Below are 15,163 nucleotides of genomic sequence, written 5' to 3'. Positions count from 1 at the left end.
GACGAGGTTCGGATGTCCATCATCGATTTCTTATTTTATATGATGGCATCCGAGTGGGCTTATTGGCCAGTCCTTTCCAGCACCGCGGCGAAGAAACCGTCGGTATTGTGCAGGTGGGGCTTCAGCTCCAGGTAGTCGCCGCATTGCAGCGGAATCTTCTGTTCGGCCAGCACCTCGTCCATCTTCACCAGGCGAAAATCGGCATGCTCGGCCAGGAAGGCCTCGACGATGGCCTGGTTTTCCTGCGGCAGCAGGCTGCAGGTGGCGTACACCAGCCGGCCGCCCTGTTTCACCAGCCGCGCGGCGGAGGCGAGGATTGAGGCCTGCTTGGCGTTCAGTTCGGCCACGCTGTCCGGGCTCTGGCGGAACTTCAGGTCCGGATTGCGGCGCAGCGTGCCCAGGCCGGAGCAGGGCGCGTCCACCAGCACGCGGTCGGCTTTGCCGGCCAGGCGCTTCACCTTGGCGTCGTTCTCGTGCGCCAGCAACTGCGGGTGCACGTTGGACAGGCCGGAGCGGGCCTGGCGCGGCTTGAAGTTGGCGAGGCGCTTCTCCGATACGTCAAACGCGTACAGGCGGCCGCTGGATGACATCTGCGCGCCCAGCAACAAGGTTTTGCCGCCGGCGCCGGCGCAGAAGTCCACCACCATCTCGCCGCGGCGCGCGCCGGTGATCAGGCCCAAGAGCTGGCTGCCTTCGTCCTGCACTTCAAACGCGCCGGCCTTGAACAGCTCGTGTTTCGACAGCGCCGGCTTCTCCTTCAAGCGGATGCCCAGCGGCGAGTACGGCGTCGGCGCGCAGGGAATGCCTTCGGCGTTCAGGCGGTCCAGCAACTCTTCGCGCTTCATTTTCAGCGTGTTGACGCGCAGGTCCAGCGGCGCCATCGACATCAGGCCCTGGCCCAGCGCCTCCACCGCTTCCGGCGTTTGGTCGCCCAGGCGCTCGATCACCCACTGCGGCAGCTCGGCGCGGATTTCCAGGCTGTCTTCCAGCGTCTTGCCCTTGACCGAGCCCAGCCACTCGCGTTCGCCGGCGCTGGTCGCTTCAGTCAATTCCTTGACGTTCATTTTGTTGAATTTCATCAAGGCCACCAGCGCCAGGCGTCGCGGGGTGGCTTTTTCCGGCGCGATCAGCGCGCGCAGCTGGATCAGCCGGCGCAGCGCGCCGAACGCGGTTTCCGCGATCAGGTGGCGATCGGCGCCGCCCAGCTTGTTGTGCTCGCGGAAATAGGCGGACAGCACCGCGTCGGCGGGGCGGTCGAAGCGGGTCATCTGGCCGATGACGGTTTCCAGGTGTTTCAGTTGGCTATGGCTAATGTGCATTTTTGTTCCGTATCGTCGGTTGCGGCGGCAATTCCCACTGCCGCTTGCCGTTTACTTCAATGCGGATCGCCTTCAGCTCGATCCGCTTGTCCTTGTCGGCGCGCAGGATGCGCAGCGGCAGGTTGGCGAAATCCGGGGCCAGCCAGAACTCGGTGAAGTCTCCGTCGCCCTGGGCGCGGAACACGATCACGCGCATCTTGCCGGCGCCGGTGTCGTAGTCGAAGGCGCCGTTCGGCGCCATCGGGTATTCGTATACTTTCTTGGCGGTGGTGATCTGTATCGGCGCATGCCCCAGATCGCCGCCTTTCAGCGCCAGCTGGAAAGCCAGGCTGAACGCGTCCTGCGCGCCTGGCTTCAGCGGCAGCTGCTTGTCCTCGTTGCTGCCGTAGCGCAGCAGGCCGGCTTCGTAATCGAAGCGGGCCGCTTCCTTCAGGTCCCCGCCGCGGAACGACTGCATGCTGTCCGGACGCAGTCCCGATTTTCCTATCGTTCCCTGTGCAAGATAGCGCAGCTTGGGGCCGATGAACGGATTGACCGAAATGTCCAGTCGGTAATGGCCTTGGCCGCGCTGCCAATCCAGGTCGCCGAAGCCGACCATGGCGCTGTTCCAATAGCCTTGATAGCGGATTTTCGCGCTGGCCGGAAATTGACGCAGCGGCGTGTCCGGATGGATGATGCCGGCCAGATCCGGCGGCGCTTCCCGCGGCGGCTTTTCCGTTGCCGGCGCGCTGGCGGGTTGGGCGGCTTCCGGTTGCGGAACAGGCGCCGGCGGCGCGTCCGCGGCCGGCGCTGAGCTGGCTTGGGGCGCGGCGGCGATCCGCTGGGCAGGGGCGGAGGCTTGCGGCTTGGCCACATCGGCCGGACGCGAGGCTTCGCGCTTGCGCGCCGGCTTGGGTTTCGGCTTGGGCTTGGCCGGCTCGGCCGGCCTCAGGCTGACGCCGGCCGATTGCGGATCGCGCGCCGGCGGCGGATCGTCCATCCTCATCGCCTGCATCTTGACGTCTATCTTCTCCAGTTTGGGCGCCTCCGCCGGCGGCGCGCTGATCGCAGGCAGCAGGTCGGAGCCGAGCAGCGCGAGATGCAGCAGCAGCGACAGGACGAGTGCGATCAGCAGCAGACGGCGTCGGGTCATTTAGGCCTTGCTTGGAGGTGTGGGGGACAGCAGGCTGGCGGCGATTCCCGGGCCGGCCGCCACCTTGCCGGCCACCACGGCGATGTCGCCGGCGACGAAGCGGCGCACCGCTTCCGGGTACAGCTGGTGTTCCAGTGTCAATACGCGGGCGGCCAGGCTGTCCGGCGTGTCGCCGTCCAGCACGTTGACCGCTCCCTGGGCGACGATAGGGCCGTGATCGAGCTCGGCGGTGACGAAGTGTACCGTGCATCCGGCCAGTTTGCAGCCCATTTCCAGCGCGCGCTCGTGGGTGTGCAGGCCGGGGAAGGCCGGCAGCAGCGACGGGTGGATGTTGAGCATCCGGCCTTCGTAGCGGCGGGTGAAGCCCTCGGTCAGGATGCGCATGAAGCCTGCCAGCACCACCAGGTCGGGCTGATGCGCGTCAATCGCCTCGGCCAGCGCGGCGTCGAAAGCTTCGCGGCTGGCGTAGGCCTTGTGGTCCAGCGCCTGGGCGGCGATGCCGCGCTCCGCCGCCCAGGCGAGGCCGGCCGCGTCCGGGCGGTTGGAGATCACCGCCGCGACGCGGGCGCCGGGAATGCGGGCGTCGACGATGGCCTGCATATTGGAGCCGCGGCCGGAAATCAGGATGACGATGTTTTTCATGGCTCATGTCTGGAATGGCGCGCCATTCCCGTTCGTTGCGATTGCGCCGGCTTGGTTCCGTCCGCCCGGCGATAAAAGACAAGCGCCGCCGGCGGAGCCAGCGGCGCGGTGTGGCGGCGGGTTTCGCCTTAGCCGATCTGGGTCTGGTGCTCGTCGCCCCGGCGCTCGCGCACCTGGCCCAGGCGATAGACCGTCTCGCCGGCCTCGCGCAGCAGGGCCATCGCCGATTCGGCGTGCTCCGGCGCGACGACGACGACCATGCCGATGCCGCAGTTGAAGGTGCGGTACATCTCCTGGATGTCCACATTGCCTTCGCGCTGCAGCCACTGGAACAGCTTGGGCAACTGCCAGCTGGCGGCGTCGAGCTGGGCCACGGCGTTGTCGGGCAGCACCCGCGGCGTGTTCTCGGTGATGCCGCCGCCGGTGATGTGGGCCATGCCCTTGACCGGCAGCGTTTCCATCAGCTTGAGCAGCGGCTTGACGTAGATGCGGGTGGGCGCGATCACCGCCTCGCGCAGCGTCTTGTCGCCGTCGAACGGCGCGTCCAGGTCCGGCTGGGCGCGGTCGATGATCTTGCGCACCAGGCTGTAGCCGTTGGAGTGGGCGCCGTTGGAGGCCAAGCCCAGCACCACGTCGCCGGCGACGATGTCGCGGCCGGAGATGACCTTGCTCTTCTCCACCACGCCGACGGCGAAGCCCGCCAGGTCGTATTCGCCCGGCACATACATGCCCGGCATCTCGGCGGTTTCGCCGCCGGTCAGCGCGCAGCCCGCTTGCTCGCAGCCGGCGGCGATGCCTTTGATCACTTCGGTGGCCTGGGCCACGTCCAGTTTGCCGCAGGCGAAATAGTCGAGGAAGAACAGCGGCTCGGCGCCTTGCACCAGAATGTCATTGACGCTCATTGCCACCAGGTCTATCCCCACTGTATCGTGGCGATTCCAGTCGAAGGCCAGTTTCAGCTTGGTGCCGACCCCGTCGGTGCCGGATACCAGCACCGGCTCCCGGTATTTCTTGGAGATTTCCACCAGTGCGCCGAAACCGCCGATGCCGCCGAGCACTTCCGGGCGCATGGTGCGCTTGGCAAAAGGCTTGATGTTTTCGACCAGCGCGTCGCCGGCGTCAATGTCTACGCCGGCATCGCGGTAACTGAGGGACGTGGTATTCAAGATAAACTCGCTTTCTGCAAACTTGAAATATTTTTACATCAAGCTTTCGCCGGTGCGAAAGCACTGTATTTTAACTGAATTTTCAATGAAACGCTCTCATTCCCACTGGTGGCCCTGGATCCTCGCCGCGGCGCTGCTTTGGCTGCTGGGCAGCCTGATTTCGCAGCTCTCCAATGTGCTGGCGCCGTTTGTCACCGCGGCGGTGCTGGCCTATGTCCTGAACCCGCTGGCGTGCCGGCTGGAGCGCTGGGGCCTGCCGCGCGCGCTGGCCGCCGGCGTGGTCACCGTCGCGGGCATTTCGCTGATCTTCGCGCTGATCCTGATCATCGCGCCGATGCTGATCTCCCAGGGGCAGGCGCTGGCCGAGCGCTTGCCGGTGTTCGTCGACTTCCTGCACAGCCGGGCGCTGCCGTGGCTGGAGGCGAACGCCGGGCTCAAGCTGGAGCTGAACGCCGCCGCCTGGCGGCAGGAGCTGACGGCCAACGCCGGCGCGTTGAAGAAGACGCTGGCCAGCCTGTTGCCGCGGCTGAGCCAGGGCGGCGTGCTGCTGGCGCACTTCCTGACGGTTTTGGCGCTGCTGCCCTTGCTGCAGTACTACTTCCTGCTGGACTGGAACAAGATGACGCGGTCGCTGGCGACGGCGGTGCCGCGCCGCTGGATAGGCGCGGTCAGCGAAGTGGCGCTGGAACTGGACCGGGTGCTGGGCGAGTTTCTGCGCGGGCAGCTGTCGGTGATGCTGATCATGGCTCTGGTTTACGGGGGCGGCCTGGCGCTGGTGGGGCTGGACTCGGGATTCGCCATCGGCATGGTGGCCGGGCTTCTGGTGTTCATCCCGTATCTCGGCGCCTTCACCGGCCTGTTGCTGGCCACGCTGGCGGCGCTGCTGCAGTACGACGGGCTGAGCGGCCTGTTGCTGGTGTGGGGCGTTTTCGCGGTCGGCCAGACCCTTGAAAGCTTCCTGGTGACGCCTTATCTGGTGGGGGAGCGCATCGGCCTTTCGCCGATGGCGGTGATCTTCGCGCTGATGGCCTTCGGCGAGCTGATGGGCTTCGTCGGCGTGCTGCTGGCGCTGCCGCTGGCGGCGATGGCGCTGGTATTGGGGCGCTTCGCGGCGCGCCGATATTTCAACACGCGCTTTTATCAGCGTAAAATGGGCAACTGACGCCTTAAACACAGCCAAAATCTAGCACTCTTGGACCAGCTCGTACTCGATCTCACGCCTACGCCGCTGCCGGCCTTCGATAATTTCCTGGCCGAGCGCAATCGCGAAGTGATCACCGCACTGACCGCCACCGAAGGCGAACGCTTCATCTATCTATGGGGCGAGCCCGGTTGCGGCAAAACCCATCTATTGCAGGCCTGGATCGCCCACGCCGAGCGGCTGGGCCGCGCCGCCATCTATCTGGACGGCAAGGGGGACCACCTGCCGGATTTCGCGCGCGAGGCCAGCTTCATCGCGGTGGACCATGTCGACGACCTGGCGCCGGACGACCAGATCATGCTGTTCTCCTTCTACAACTCCTTGAAGGAGGGCGGCGAGGGCCGCTTGCTGATGGCCGGCCGCCAGCCGCCGGTGGCGCTGGCCGTGCGCGACGACCTGCGCACGCGGCTGGGCTGGGGACTGGTGCTGGAGGTGAAGGCGCTGTCCGATGACGACAAGCTGGCCGCCTTGCGCAGCCACGCCGCCAGCCGCCAGCTGTCGATACCCGACGATGTGTACCGCTACCTGCTTACCCACTGGCGGCGCGATCTGAGCAGCCTGATCTCGATGATAGACATGCTGGACCGCTATTCGCTGGCGCTGCGCCGGCCCATCACCGTGCCGCTGGTGAAAAACGTTTTGCAAACCGCCACACCGGAATCATGACGACAGCCACTCCCGCCAAACGCAGGCTCGCCCTGTTCGACCTCGACCACACCCTGATCGCCGGCGATTCGGATTTCGAATGGCCGCGCTTCCTGATCAAGCGCGGCATTCTGGATGCCGCCCAGTACGACGAGCGCAACAGCTACTTTTACCGCCAGTACCAGAGCGGCACGCTGGACATGCACGAATATCTGGCCTTCATCCTGGCGCCGTTGACCCGTTTTTCGCGCCACGAGTTGGACCAACTGCATGCCGATTATCTGGAAAACCACATCAAGCCGCTGATTCCGAGCAAGGCGCGCGAGCGGTTGGCCGCCCACCGCGCCGAGGGCGACGAGATCGTGATCATCACCGCGACCAACCGCTTCATCACCGGGCCGATCGCCCGAGAGTTGGGCGTGGAGCATCTGATCGCCATCGAGCTTGAAGAGGATGGCGACGGCAATTTCACAGGCCGCCCGACCGGCGTGTTGAGCTTCAAGGAAGGCAAGATCACCCGCATCGAGCAGTGGCTGGCGGAGCGCGGCGAAAGCTGGGACAGCTACGGCGAGAGTTTCTTCTACAGCGATTCGCACAACGACCTGCCGCTGATGAAGCGGGTGGACAATCCGGTGGCGGTGGACGCGGACGACAAGCTGCGGACCTATGCCGAGGCGCATGGCTGGCCGGTTATCTCTTTAAGGGACTGACCGCGTCGAACTAGACGCCGGATGCCGCGTTGCGCCGCTTTGCCGAACGATGCGCACTGCCTGCGGGCGGCGCGCCTTGTCCGCCGCTTGAACGCTGAGTCGGTTCCCGCAGCCTGTGCTTTGCAGCAGGCTGTTTTGCTATCTGAAAGGAACGCATCATGGAAGCCCTGCAGGATTTCCTGCGCCGCGCCGAGGCTGCGCTGTCCCGGCTGGAGCCCCTGCTGCCGCCGCCGCGGCGAGAGCCGGACTGGAGCGTCTGGGCCCTCCGCTGGCGGCGCCAGGGCCTGGCCGGCTGGCTGGAGGCGGTGCATGAGCCGCACTCGGTGGAAATGGGCCGGCTGGCCTGCATTGACGAGCAGCGCGAGCGGCTGCTGGCCAACACCCGCCAGTTCGTCGAAGGCCTGCCGGCCAACAACGCGCTGTTGACCGGCGCCCGCGGCACCGGCAAGTCGTCGCTGGTGAAAGCGCTGCTGCCCCAGTTCGGCCGCGATGGCTTGAGGCTGATCGAAATCGACCGCGAGCATCTGGCCGATCTGCCGCAACTGGTGGAGCTGCTGGTCGGACGGCGGGAGCGTTTCATCCTGTTCTGCGACGATTTGTCGTTCGAGCACGGCGACGCCGGCTACAAGGCGCTGAAGAGCGCGCTGGACGGCGGCCTCTCGCGCCGCTGCGACAATCTGCTGGTGTATGCGACATCCAACCGCCGCCACTTGCTGCCGGAGCAGATGAGCGAGAACCGCGAGGGCTGGCTGCATGACGGCGAAATCCATCCCGGCGAGGCGGTGGAGGAGAAGGTGTCGTTGTCCGACCGCTTCGGCCTGTGGCTGTCGTTCTATCCGTTCGACCAGGACGCCTACCTGGCGGCGGTCAAGGCATGGCTGGGCCATTTCGGCCTGAAGTGCGGCGACAAGGCCGAGCGCGCGGCGCTGCAGTGGAGCCTGTCGCGCGGCAGCCGCTCCGGCCGGGTGGCCTGGCAGTTCGCCTGCCACTGGGCGGGCAGCCAGAAACTGGCCAAGAAGACCGGCAGGAAATGACCCGGGCGGCATGCGCCCATACACAGATTGAAGACATGACGAGCGACAAGATCATAGACGTGGTAGCCGGCGCGCTGATGCGGCCGGACGGCAGTTTCATGCTGGGCAGCCGCCCGGAGGGCAAGCCCTACGCCGGTTACTGGGAGTTTCCCGGCGGCAAGGTGGAGGCGGGCGAGACGCCGCTGGAGGCGTTGAAGCGCGAGTTCCACGAGGAAATGGGCATCGTCGTCACCGCCGCCACGCCGTGGCTGACCAAGGTCCATCATTACGAGCATGCCTCGGTGCATCTGCGCTTCTTCCGCATCTGGGACTGGCAAGGCGAGCCGCAGCCGCGCGAGGGCCAGGACTTCGCCTGGCAGCGGCCGGGCCAATTGACAGTGGAGCCGATGCTGCCGGCCAACGGACCGATATTGAAATCGTTGCGGCTGCCTTCCCATTACGCGATCACCTGCGCCGAGGAGATCGGCGTGGAGGCGCAACTGGCGCGGCTGACCGAGCGGGAATGGGGCATGGTGCAGGTGCGCGAGCGGGGGATGGGCCGAGCGGAGCTGGCCGATTTCGTCGCCCGCGCCGCCGCCATCGTCCGTCCGCGCGGCGGCAGGCTGGTGGTCAACGCCGATCCGGCCTGGCTGGAAGGCTGGCCGGTGGACGGCGTGCACCTGAACGGCGCGCGGCTGGCGGCGCTGGAGGCGAGGCCGGACTTCGAGTGGGTGGGCGCGTCGGTGCACAATGCGCATGAGTTGGCGCGCGCAGGTCAACTGGGGCTGGATTATGCGCTGTTGAGCCCGGTGGCACCCACCGCCACCCATCCCGGCGCGGCGCTGCTGGGCTGGGATGGCTTCGCCGGCTGCCTCAAGGATGGCGTTCCGTTGCCCGTGTACGCGCTGGGCGGGCTGAAGGCGGACGATCTGGACGTCGCCCGCCGGCATGGCGCGCATGGCGTGGCGCTGATGCGGGGAGCATGGCGATGACCGGCAAGCAGCGCAAGCTGCTGCTGCTGGGCGTGGCGCTGTTGCTGTTCGCCGCGCTGAAGGCCGGGTTGATTTTCTGGTATCTGCACAACAAGCCGGCCGAGCCTGCTGCGCGGACGCTGTCCTGCGATGTGGCTGGCGGCGCTTGCGCTTTGCCTGGCGGCGGCGCGCTGCGCTTTTCCGCCCGGCCGTCCCACGGCCAGCCTTTCGAGATCCGGCTGGACGGCGTGGCGGCGGATGCTGCCCCGACCGCCGACTTCACGATGCCGGGCATGGACATGGGATTCAACCGCTATACCTTCATCCGCGATGGCGATGGTTGGAAGGCTCGGGTGATTCTGCCGATGTGCGTCAGCGGCAGCCGCGACTGGCAGGTGGAGCTCAGGCTGGGCAAGGAAGCGTATCGGCTGCGGTTCAGCGTGCGCTGAGCGGCGCGCGCGGCCGGCCATGAAAAAAGCTCCCTGGCGGGAGCTTTTTCTGCGTCAGGCGCTTACTTGGCGGCAGAGGCCATTTTGTGCTTCTGATGCGCGGCGCCGGAGGCGTGTTTCTTGTGCGCTTTCTTCTTGTGATGCTTCTTGTGCTCGGCCTTGTGTTCCATCTTCTTCTCGCCGGCCGGAGCCGAGGCGGCCGGAGCGGCGAAGGCGGAGGTGGCGAAAGCGGCAGCGATCAGGGCGGTCAGCAGTTTTTTCATGAGATTTACCTTCCAGAAAGACGCTTATTGGTATTGGAAAGCCAAGCTTGCCATGCCGGGCCCATGCCCGGCCTTGCTATGAGCCGCGCCGGCTGGCGAAGTTCATCCGGGCATGCTGCCCAATGCTGATTTCGTTGTAAATGGCATATCGGCCAGTCTCAGCCCTGCCAGTAGCTGAACACCACGCCGGCGAATATCGCCGCGCCGACCCGGTTGTTGTCGAGGAAGGCCTTGAAGCATTTGGCGCGGTCGCGATGGCGGATGTCCAGATATTGCAGTCCCATCAGCGCGACGGCGATCGCCAGTCCCAGATAGTAGGGCCAGGCCAGCTCCAGATGGACGCCGATGCCGCACATCAGCGCCAGGAAGGCCGCATGGCACAGCATCACCCCAGCGACGTCGTAGTCGCCCATGGTGATGGCCGAGGTCTTGATGCCGATTTTCAGATCGTCCGGCTTGTCCGCCATCGCGTAGGCGGTGTCGTAGGCCACCACCCAGAACAGGTTGGCCAGCAGCAGCAGCCAGGCGAGCAGCGGCACTTCGCCGGTTTCGGCGGCGAAGCCCATCGGGATGCCGAAGGAAAACGCGACGCCCAGATAGGCCTGCGGCATCGGGAAGAAGCGCTTGGTGAACGGGTAGCTGGCGGCGATCAGCACCGCCGGCACGCACAGAAGCTTGGTCAGATTGTTCAGCGGCAGCACCAGCAGGAAGGACAGCAGGGCCAGAGCGGCCGCCAGCAGCAGCGCCTCCTTCTTGCTGACCGCGCCGCGCGCGAACGGGCGCTGGCTGGTGCGGGCGACGTGGGCGTCGAAGTCGCGGTCGGCGTAGTCGTTGATCACGCAGCCGGCCGAGCGCATCAGGAAGGTGCCCAGGCAGAAGATGGCGATGATCGGCAGATGCGGCGCGCCATGGGTGGCTATCCACAGCGCCCACAGCGTCGGCCACAGCAGCAGCAGGGTGCCGATGGGCTTGTCCCAGCGCATCAGCTGGCGGTAGTTCTCGTAACGGTCGCGGACGGTGGCGAGTGGAATCACAGCAAATCCTTCAAGGCAGGCAGGAACAGCTCGGTCAACAGCAACGGCGAGCCGTCCAACAGAAAGCGGCAGCGGCGCGCCGGATAAGACGCGGCCGGTTCGACGCGGGCGGCGGCGGCGGCCAGCGGGTGGCCGTTGGCCAGCAGGCCGTAGCGCAGCGGTTCGCGCCGCAGCGCCGGCAGCTCGCCGAACAACGTCAGCCCCAGCGAGCGGCTGCCGCGCGCCAGCACCGGCAGCCAAGAGGGACAGGACGGCGCCACTGCGCTGCGAGCGTAGACCACCGGCGTGCCATCCAGAGTCAGCAAGACATGGCGCGCGTGCACCGGCTCGCCCTCGGCCAGATCCAGCGCTTCGGCTTCGTCGGCCTGGACGCGGTCTTCGCCCTGGCTGAGCACGGTCACCGCGAAACGGCGGCCGCCGGCTTGCAGCCGCAAGCTCAGCGAGGCGGGTTCGGTCAGGCAATCCAGAATGGAGGCGGGCAGGACGGGAGGCGCTTCGCGCCACAAAACTTCATTCACCATGGCGCGCATTATGCCAAAAGCCGGCGACGCTTGTCGCCTGCGGCGGTACCCGGAACGGTGGCTTGACGTTATCATGCGATGAGCATTGGGAGACGGGGGGCGTATGCTGGACTTGTTGTTGTGGCTGCTGGGCTATCAATTGGCGGGCGAGGCGCTGGTGCGCTGGCTGGGCTGGCCGATGCCTGGGCCGGTGCTGGGCTTGCTGCTGCTGTTCGCCACGCTATGGCTGCGGCGGTCGGCGCCGGCCGCGCTGCAGCGCGAGACGCCGCGATTTCTCGGCCACATGTCCTTGTTGTTCATTCCGGCCGGCGGCGCGCTGATGGCCTACTCGCCTTTGTTGCGCTCGAATGGCTGGCAGCTGGCGCTGATCCTGCTGGGCTCCACGCTGGCCACGCTGTTGGCGTCCGGGTTGGTCCTGAAGCTGCTGCTGCGCGGGAGGCGGCATTGACGGCGGCCTGGCTGGATTCGCCGCTGACCGGCGTTTTCGTCACCTTGCTGGCCTACCGGCTGGCGCTGGCCGGGCACAAGCGCTGCCATGGCCATCCGCTGGCCAATCCGGTGCTGCTGGGCGTATTGATGGTGTTGGCCTGGTTGTGGCTGAGCGGCAGCACGTATCAGCAATACATGAACGGCGCCCGCTTCATCCAGTTGCTGCTGGGACCGGCGACGGTGGCGCTGGCGGTGCCTTTGTACGGCAATCTGGCGCGGCTGAAGAAGGCGGCGATTCCGCTGCTGGCCAGCATCGCCGCCGGCGGCCTGGTGGGCATGGCCAGCGCGGCGGGACTGGGCTGGTGGCTGGGCTTCGACCAGCCGGTGCTGGTGGCGCTGTCCACCCGGGCGGTGACCACGCCGATCGCGATGAGCCTGGCCGGCGGCCTGGGCGGCTCGCCCGAGCTGGCGGCGATGTTCGTCATCGTGTCCGGCATCGTCGGGGCGGTAATGGCGCCGCCGCTGTTCCGCTTGCTGGGCTGGAGCGACGACATGCTGCTGGGCGTGGCCACCGGGGTAACCGCGCACGGCATCGGCACCGCGCGGCTGTTTCAGTTGTCGGAGACGGCCGGGGCTTTCGCCGGGCTGGCGATGGGGCTGAACGGCGTGTTCACCGCGTTGGCGCTGCCCTGGCTGGTGCGCTGGCTCGCGCTCGGTTAGCATGCGGGGGAGCGGCGGTTTCGGGGTCAAGGCACGCCGCCGCGCCATCGCATAAGGAGAACGATATGGATCTGATTTTGTGGCGCCACGCCGAGGCCGAGGATGGCATCGACGACCTGGCGCGCGCGCTGACTCGGCGCGGGCAGCAGCATGCCAGCCTGATGGCGTCCTGGCTGCGGCAGCGGCTGCCGGACGATTATTTGCTGCTGGCCTCCGAGGCCCGCCGCTCCCAGCAGACCGCCGCCTACCTGGCCAAGAGCTATGAAGTGTTGCCGGAATTGAATCCCGGCGCGGGGGTGGACGAGGTGTTGGGCGCGGTTGCTTGGCCCGAGGCGGAACGGCCGGTGGTGCTGGTCGGCCATCAGCCTTACCTGGGTTGGCTGGCGGCCAGGCTGATGTCCGAGCAGCAGCAGATGTGGAGCGTGAAGAAGGGCTCGGTGTGGTGGTTGAACCGCCGCGAGCGCCACGGCTACGAGCAGGTCAGGCTGAAGCTGATGCTGACGCCGGGGATGCTGGCGCCGTGAGCCCGGAACCTTCCCCCAGTCCCTGTTCGACGCCCCGGTTTTCCGGGGCGTCGCCGTTTCCGGCTCAGGCGGTGTGCGCCAGCTCCGCGCGCAACTCGCGGCCAACGGCCACCATCGCCGCCAGCGCGGCCTCCACCTCCGGCCAGCCGCGCGTCTTCAGTCCGCAGTCCGGGTTGATCCACAGCCGCTCGGCGGGGATCACCTGCAGCGCCTTCTTCAGCAACGCGCGGATTTCGGCGACAGTGGGCACGCGCGGGCTGTGGATGTCGTAGACGCCGGGGCCGATGGCGTTGGGGTAATGGAAGCGGCCGAAATCCGCCAGCAGCTCCATGTCCGAACGAGAGGTTTCGATGGTGATCACGTCGGCGTCCAGCGCGGCGATGGCCGGCAGGATGTCGCCGAATTCCGAGTAGCACATATGGGTGTGGATCTGCGTGGCGTCGTCCACGCCATGGCTGGACAGGCGGAAGGCCTCGCCGGCCCAGGCCAGGTAGCCGTCGCGCTGATGCCGCTTCAACGGCAGGCCTTCGCGGATGGCGGGCTCATCGATCTGGATCACGCGGATGCCGGCGGCCTCCAGGTCCCGCACCTCGTCGTTCAGCGCCAGCGCGATCTGGCGGCACACCTCGCCTCTGGGCAGGTCATCGCGGACGAAGCTCCACTGCAGGATGGTGACCGGACCGGTCAGCATGCCCTTCACCGGTTTGGCGGACAGGCTCTGCGCGTAGCGCGCCCAGTCCACGGTCATGGCTGCGGGCCGGCTGACGTCGCCGTAGATGACCGGCGGCTTGACGCAGCGGCTGCCATAGCTTTGCACCCAGCCGCCTTGGGTGAAGGCGAAACCGGCCAGCTGCTCGCCGAAGTATTCCACCATGTCGTTGCGCTCGGCCTCGCCGTGCACCAGCACATCCAGCCCCAGGGCCTCCTGGCGGCGGATGGCCAGTTCGATTTCCTTCTCCATCGCCGCCTGGTAGTCGGCGGCGGCCAGTTCGCCCTTCTTGAACGCGGCGCGGCTGGCGCGGATGGCCGGCGTCTGCGGGAAGGAGCCTATGGTGGTGGCGGGCAGCGGCGGCAGCTTCAGCCAGCTCTGCTGCTTTTCGGCGCGGACCGGATAGGCGCTGGCGCGGCGGTCGGCGTTCTCCGGCAGCCCGGCCAGCCGCCGGGCGACGGCGGGGTTGTGGATGCGGGGGCTGGCGCGGCGCTGCTCGCGGGCGAAGTCGCTGCCGGCCAGTTCGTCGGCGATGGCGGCGCGTCCCTGTTCCAGGCCTCGCCGCAGCGTCTTCAACTCGTTCAGCTTCTGCACGGCGAAGGCCAGCCAGCTTTTCAGCTCAGGGTCGAGCGCGGTCTCGGCGGCGGCGTCGAAGGGGCTGTGCAGCAGCGAGCAGCTGGGCGCCAGCCACAGCCGTTCGCCCAGGCGTTCGGCAAGCGGCGCCAGTTGGTCCTGTAGCGCGGACAGATCGGCGCGCCAGATGTTGCGGCCGTCGATGATGCCGGCGGACAGAACCTTGTCGGCCGGATAGTCGGCGGCGAAGGCGTCTATTTGCTCCGGCGCGCGCACCAGATCCAGGTGCAGGCCGGCCACCGGCAGCGCCTTCAGCCAGGCCGCGTGTTCGGCCACGCCGCCGAAGTAAGTCGCCAGCAGCAGCTTGGGCGCGTGCGGACTCAGTTCGGCATAAGCCGGGGCGAAGGCGTCCCGCCATGCCGGCTCCAGGTCCAGCGCCAGGATGGGTTCGTCCAGCTGAGTCCACTCCGCGCCCTCGGCGCGCAGCGCGGCCAGCAATTCGCGGTAGGCGGCGACCAGGCCGGGCAGCAGCGTTAGCTTGTCGAAAGCCTCGCCTTTGGCCTTGCCCAGCCACAAGAGGCTGAGCGGCCCCAGCAGCACGGGTTTGGCGGCCACGCCCAGCGCGCGCGCCTCGCGCACTTGCGCCAGCAGCCGCTGCGGCTGGGCGGTGAAGGCGGTGTCGGCCTGCCACTCCGGCACCAGATAGTGGTAGTTGGTATCGAACCACTTGGTCATTTCCAGCGCCGGCTGCTCGCGGTTGCCGCGCGCCAGTTCGAAGTATTGAGCGGTGGTCAGCGCCGCGGCGTCGAAACCGAAGCGCGGAGGGATGGCGCCCACCAGCAGCTGAGCGTCCAGCACGTGATCGTACAGCGAGAAGTCGCCCACCGGGCTCAGCGCCACGCCGGCCCCTTTTTGCAATAGCCAGTGTTTCTGGCGCAGCTCTTTCGCGCCCTGCTGCAAGGCGGCCTCGTCCAGCTCGTTTTTCCAATGGCTTTCCAGCAGGATTTTCAGTTCTCGCTTGGCGCCGATGCGCGGAAAACCTAGCAGGTGCGTGATGTGGCTCATGGCTTGCTTTCTGTTTCTTGTCGGGATGGAACAAGCATCTGTCATTGCGGTGTATGATTCAAACTCATTATTTTGCT

At 66.8% G+C, this 15,163-nt stretch carries 17 protein-coding genes; 9 read left to right on the top strand and 8 right to left on the bottom strand.

Translation table 11 applies throughout. From position 1 onward, the window contains the following. Positions 1-59: 59 nt before the first annotated feature. From DK842_RS03185 to purM, 4 genes are all read right to left on the bottom strand, one after another. Positions 60-1,313, bottom strand: a complete 1,254-nt coding sequence (locus DK842_RS03185) for an RsmB/NOP family class I SAM-dependent RNA methyltransferase (RefSeq protein WP_198414681.1) — start codon at positions 1,311-1,313, stop codon at positions 60-62. Further along, positions 1,309-2,451, bottom strand: a complete 1,143-nt coding sequence (locus tag DK842_RS03180; RefSeq protein WP_114060059.1) for a DUF3108 domain-containing protein — start codon at positions 2,449-2,451, stop codon at positions 1,309-1,311. Before DK842_RS03180 ends, DK842_RS03185 begins: the two co-directional genes overlap by 5 nt. Next, positions 2,452-3,093 (bottom strand): phosphoribosylglycinamide formyltransferase, encoded by a 642-nt coding sequence (gene purN, locus DK842_RS03175; RefSeq protein WP_114060058.1) that lies wholly within the window; start codon positions 3,091-3,093, stop codon positions 2,452-2,454. A gap of 128 nt (positions 3,094-3,221) precedes the next feature. After that, positions 3,222-4,259 carry a phosphoribosylformylglycinamidine cyclo-ligase gene (purM, locus tag DK842_RS03170; protein ID WP_114060057.1) on the bottom strand — a complete coding sequence of 346 codons (1,038 nt, stop codon included), beginning with the start codon at positions 4,257-4,259 and terminating at the stop codon, positions 3,222-3,224. An 85-nt stretch (positions 4,260-4,344) separates the two neighbouring features. Between purM and DK842_RS03165 the strand changes: the two genes are divergently transcribed. The 6 genes from DK842_RS03165 to DK842_RS03140 all read left to right on the top strand — a co-directional run bounded on the left by DK842_RS03165 (position 4,345) and on the right by DK842_RS03140 (position 9,248). Next, positions 4,345-5,421 (top strand): AI-2E family transporter, encoded by a 1,077-nt coding sequence (locus DK842_RS03165; protein WP_114060056.1) that lies wholly within the window; start codon positions 4,345-4,347, stop codon positions 5,419-5,421. Between the two features lie 30 nt (positions 5,422-5,451). Next, complete coding sequence (gene hda, locus DK842_RS03160) at positions 5,452-6,126, top strand: DnaA regulatory inactivator Hda (protein ID WP_114060055.1); 675 nt, start codon at positions 5,452-5,454, stop codon at positions 6,124-6,126. Continuing rightward, positions 6,123-6,815, top strand: a complete 693-nt coding sequence (locus DK842_RS03155) for a histidinol-phosphatase (protein ID WP_114060054.1) — start codon at positions 6,123-6,125, stop codon at positions 6,813-6,815. The genes hda and DK842_RS03155 overlap by 4 nt, the downstream gene beginning before the upstream one ends. A gap of 158 nt (positions 6,816-6,973) precedes the next feature. Further along, on the top strand, positions 6,974-7,849 hold the full coding sequence (locus tag DK842_RS03150; RefSeq protein WP_114060053.1) for an ATP-binding protein: 876 nt from the start codon (positions 6,974-6,976) through the stop codon (positions 7,847-7,849). 35 nt (positions 7,850-7,884) lie between these two features. Next, positions 7,885-8,820 (top strand): Nudix family hydrolase, encoded by a 936-nt coding sequence (locus DK842_RS03145; RefSeq protein ID WP_114060052.1) that lies wholly within the window; start codon positions 7,885-7,887, stop codon positions 8,818-8,820. Next, positions 8,817-9,248, top strand: coding sequence for a hypothetical protein (locus DK842_RS03140; protein ID WP_114063583.1), 432 nt, complete (start codon positions 8,817-8,819; stop codon positions 9,246-9,248). The genes DK842_RS03145 and DK842_RS03140 overlap by 4 nt, the downstream gene beginning before the upstream one ends. 62 nt (positions 9,249-9,310) lie before the next feature. On the opposite strand, the gene DK842_RS03135 is transcribed toward DK842_RS03140, so the two are convergent. The 3 genes from DK842_RS03135 to DK842_RS03125 all read right to left on the bottom strand — a co-directional run bounded on the left by DK842_RS03135 (position 9,311) and on the right by DK842_RS03125 (position 11,066). Next, on the bottom strand, positions 9,311-9,511 hold the full coding sequence (locus DK842_RS03135) for a hypothetical protein (RefSeq protein WP_114060051.1): 201 nt from the start codon (positions 9,509-9,511) through the stop codon (positions 9,311-9,313). 158 nt (positions 9,512-9,669) lie between these two features. After that, on the bottom strand, positions 9,670-10,545 hold the full coding sequence (gene ubiA / locus DK842_RS03130; protein WP_114060050.1) for a 4-hydroxybenzoate octaprenyltransferase: 876 nt from the start codon (positions 10,543-10,545) through the stop codon (positions 9,670-9,672). Next, positions 10,542-11,066: a chorismate--pyruvate lyase family protein gene (locus tag DK842_RS03125; protein ID WP_232538581.1), complete on the bottom strand. Its 525-nt coding sequence runs from the start codon at positions 11,064-11,066 to the stop codon at positions 10,542-10,544. The genes ubiA and DK842_RS03125 overlap by 4 nt, the downstream gene beginning before the upstream one ends. A gap of 103 nt (positions 11,067-11,169) precedes the next feature. Between DK842_RS03125 and DK842_RS03120 the strand changes: the two genes are divergently transcribed. From DK842_RS03120 to DK842_RS03110, 3 genes are all read left to right on the top strand, one after another. Next, positions 11,170-11,514 carry a CidA/LrgA family protein gene (locus tag DK842_RS03120; RefSeq protein WP_114060048.1) on the top strand — a complete coding sequence of 115 codons (345 nt, stop codon included), beginning with the start codon at positions 11,170-11,172 and terminating at the stop codon, positions 11,512-11,514. After that, entirely contained in the window at positions 11,511-12,215 is a 705-nt protein-coding gene (locus DK842_RS03115; RefSeq protein WP_114060047.1) for an LrgB family protein, read from the top strand. Before DK842_RS03120 ends, DK842_RS03115 begins: the two co-directional genes overlap by 4 nt. 65 nt (positions 12,216-12,280) lie before the next feature. Continuing rightward, on the top strand, positions 12,281-12,739 hold the full coding sequence (locus DK842_RS03110) for a SixA phosphatase family protein (protein ID WP_114060046.1): 459 nt from the start codon (positions 12,281-12,283) through the stop codon (positions 12,737-12,739). A 64-nt stretch (positions 12,740-12,803) separates the two neighbouring features. On the opposite strand, the gene metE is transcribed toward DK842_RS03110, so the two are convergent. Then, a complete protein-coding gene (gene metE / locus DK842_RS03105) occupies positions 12,804-15,086 on the bottom strand; it encodes a 5-methyltetrahydropteroyltriglutamate--homocysteine S-methyltransferase (protein WP_114060045.1) in 2,283 nt (760 codons plus the stop codon). Positions 15,087-15,163: the final 77 nt, after the last annotated feature.

The sequence above is a fragment of the Chromobacterium phragmitis genome, assembly GCF_003325475.1.
In the GTDB taxonomy this organism is placed as follows: Bacteria; Pseudomonadota; Gammaproteobacteria; order Burkholderiales; family Chromobacteriaceae; genus Chromobacterium; species Chromobacterium phragmitis.
The sequence above is the reverse complement of the archived record's forward strand: the minus strand, read 5'-3'. Positions and strand labels throughout refer to the sequence as shown.